The following is a 2,680-nucleotide window of genomic DNA, read 5'->3' as shown; positions in this document are numbered from 1 at the left end:
CGGCCCGAACATGAAGTGGTAGACGATCAGCTGCGAGCGGCCGTCGAAGAGCTGGGCCAGCGTCACCGGGCCTTGCTCGCCCTCAAAGCTGTATTCCTTGCCAACGCGTACCCAGGGCAGCGCGCGGCGCAAGGCGGACAGGCGATCCCGCTCGCGGGTCCAGGCCTTTTCCTGCTCCAGCAGGGCGCGGCTGGCGGCAAGCCAGTCCTCGCGCGAAACGACTTCATGAGGCATGACGATCTCCTTGGCGCTCGAAAAGGGCCGACAGCTTCGACAGTGCGCCGGTCCAGCCTTCTTCATGGCTGGCGCGCGAGGCCTCGGTCTTGAGCCGTGCGTGGGTAAACGTGAGCTCGGTGCCGTCGTCGATCTCGCGAAGGTCAATCTCGATATGGGACTTCTCGCCGCGCTCGTCCAGCTCGCCGTTGTGGCTCCAGTGCCAGGCCATGGCGATGCGGCGTGGCCGCTCCACCTCCAGGTAGCGCCCGTTGCCCTCGTGCTCCTTGCCGTCCAGCGTGCGGAAGCGCACGCGGAACTGGCCGCCGACACGCAGGTCGACCGCTGTCTCCAGCACCGGGCCTTCGTCCGGGCTCCACCATTGGAGGATGGCCTCGGGCGTGACGAAGGCGTCGAAGACGATGGTGGGGCGCGCGGCGATGCGGCGCACCAGGATCAGGCTGGTGGTCATTTGCCCCTCCGCCGGGCCTTGGCTTCCTCTGCCTCGGCAAAGGCGACGAGGCGGTCCAGGCGCGGGGCCCAGAAGCGTTCGTAGCGGCTCAACCAGTCCATGGCTTCCCTCATCGGCTCGGGCGACAGTGTGACGGTGACGGTGCGGCCGGACTTGGCTCGGACGATCAGCCCGGCGGCATCCAGCACGTCCAGGTGTTTCATCACCGCCGGCAGTTTGATCTCGAAAGGCTGCGCCAGTTCGCTCACCGTGAGGCCGTCCTCACGCTCCAGCCGCGCGAGCATCGCGCGCCGCGTGGGGTCCATCAGGGCGGAGAAGGTGCGGTCCAGCCGGTCCTGCTTATAGTTCACCATATGGTGAAGTATTAAGATGAGCAGCGGCAGGTGTCAAGCCGGCCGCGGATCAGCCTGCGGGATTGATCTCGACGGTGATGTGCACCAGTTCCTCGTGCACGGCGAGCTGCCGGCGGAAGTCCTCGGGCAGCGCCGGGGCGGCCGTGGTCACGCCGAGGATGCAGGCGAACTTGTCGCGGCCCACGCGCCAGACGTGCAGGTCGCTGATCTCGGCCGGGATCGGGCTGTCGCGAACGACCTCGCGAATCTCCTCGACCACGGGGGCATCCATCTCGGCGTCGAGCAGTGCGCGGCCGGATTCGCGCAGCAGGCCCACCGCCCACACCGACACCAGCGCCGCGCCGACCAGGCCCATGACCGGGTCCAGCCAGGCCCAGGCCCAGTACTTGCCGCCGAGCAGCGCCAGGATGGCCAGCACCGAGGTGGCGGCGTCGGCGACCACGTGCAGGTAGGCAGCGCGCAGGTTGATGTCGTGACGGTGATCGCCATGGCCATGGCCGTGTCCATGGGCGTGACCGTGCTCATGTCCGTGATGGTGATCGTGGCTGTCGCGTAGCAGCCAGGCGCAGACCAGGTTGACCAGCAGGCCGGCGATGGCGATGGGAATCGCCTCGTCGTAGTGGATCGCGCTGGGCTGCACCAGGCGGGCGAAGGACTGCCAGGCCATGGAGGCGGCGACCAGCAGCAGGAGCACCGCGCTGGTGTAGCCCGCCAGCACCTCGATCTTCCAGGTGCCGAAGGCAAACCGCGAGTCGCGCGCCAGGCGCCGTGCCATCACATAGGCGAACACCGACAGGCCCAGTGCCAGCGCATGCGAGCTCATGTGCCAGCCGTCGGCCAGCAGCGCCATCGAGTTGTAGCGCCAGCCGGCGACGATCTCCACCACCATCGCGGCGGCGGTCAGCAGCGCGGCCCAGAGCGTGCGGCTCTCGGCGCCGCGGTTGGTGTCGTTGAAGGCGTGGGAGTGGGTGGGGGCGGTCATCGGGGGGATTCTCGTATATACTCCCCCCTAGTATATAGGGAGACCAAGCCATGGCGCATGTCGCGCGCGACGCCAAGGCCCTGACGGCGCGGATCCGGCGCATCAAGGGACAGTTGGGCAGCCTCGAGGAGGCCTTGAACGGGGATGCGGACTGCGTTGCCGTGCTGCAGCAGATCGCTGCCGTGCGCGGCGCGGTGAACGGCCTGATGGCCAAGGTGCTGGAGGATCACCTGCGCGAGCATTTCGCGCCGGTGGAGGGCACGGACGCAGACGAGATGGAGCAGCTCGTCGGCATCATCGGCTCCTATCTCAAGTAGGCGGAGTCGCCGCCGCCGCCGGGGCCTGCTGACGCAGCCGCAGCAGCAGGTACAGGGCGAAGCCGGTGGCCACGCCGGGTGCGACGCCCAGCACCAGCGCGATCCAGCCGTGGCGGATGCCCAGCGTGGCTTTTTCGTAGGCCACCCAGCTGGCCAGCACGCACCAGCACAGGATCGCGTCCAGCGCATAGCCGGAGGCATAGGGATTGACGAAGCCGGCGGCAAAACCGCCGAGGATGTCGCCGTCGCGCAGCAGGGCGGGCATCACGATCAGGTTGAAGGCCACGGCGAAGCCGAGGCCGAATACCCACAGCAGGCCTTGGTAAAGATTGCGGCTCATTGG

Annotated in this window: 6 protein-coding genes; 1 reads left to right on the top strand and 5 read right to left on the bottom strand. The window is 68.0% G+C overall.

The features are described from left to right. The 4 genes from VGF12_RS24940 to dmeF all read right to left on the bottom strand — a co-directional run. The coding region (locus VGF12_RS24940) for a DUF899 family protein (RefSeq protein WP_331178749.1) at window positions 1-234 on the bottom strand (234 nt) is incomplete at its 3' end. Beyond that, window positions 224-685, bottom strand: coding sequence for an SRPBCC domain-containing protein (locus VGF12_RS24935; RefSeq protein WP_331178748.1), 462 nt, complete (start codon window positions 683-685; stop codon window positions 224-226). The genes VGF12_RS24940 and VGF12_RS24935, both read right to left, overlap by 11 nt. Further along, window positions 682-1,038, bottom strand: a complete 357-nt coding sequence (locus VGF12_RS24930) for a metalloregulator ArsR/SmtB family transcription factor (RefSeq protein WP_331178747.1) — start codon at window positions 1,036-1,038, stop codon at window positions 682-684. The genes VGF12_RS24935 and VGF12_RS24930 overlap by 4 nt, the downstream gene beginning before the upstream one ends. Window positions 1,039-1,087: 49 nt before the next feature. Further along, window positions 1,088-2,020 carry a CDF family Co(II)/Ni(II) efflux transporter DmeF gene (dmeF, locus tag VGF12_RS24925; protein ID WP_331178746.1) on the bottom strand — a complete coding sequence of 311 codons (933 nt, stop codon included), beginning with the start codon at window positions 2,018-2,020 and terminating at the stop codon, window positions 1,088-1,090. A gap of 50 nt (window positions 2,021-2,070) precedes the next feature. On the opposite strand from dmeF, the gene VGF12_RS24920 reads away from it, so the two are divergent. Continuing rightward, complete coding sequence (locus VGF12_RS24920; protein WP_331178745.1) at window positions 2,071-2,337, top strand: metal/formaldehyde-sensitive transcriptional repressor; 267 nt, start codon at window positions 2,071-2,073, stop codon at window positions 2,335-2,337. Here VGF12_RS24920 and VGF12_RS24915 read toward each other — a convergent pair. Further along, on the bottom strand, window positions 2,330-2,680 hold a 351-nt coding region (locus tag VGF12_RS24915), incomplete at its 5' end, for a DUF2834 domain-containing protein (RefSeq protein ID WP_331178744.1). The two genes, VGF12_RS24920 and VGF12_RS24915, sit on opposite strands and share 8 nt — an antisense overlap.

The organism is Roseateles sp. (genome assembly GCF_036404855.1).
In the GTDB taxonomy this organism is placed as follows: Bacteria; Pseudomonadota; Gammaproteobacteria; order Burkholderiales; family Burkholderiaceae_C; genus Pelomonas.
The sequence above is the reverse complement of the archived record's forward strand: the minus strand, read 5'-3'. Positions and strand labels throughout refer to the sequence as shown.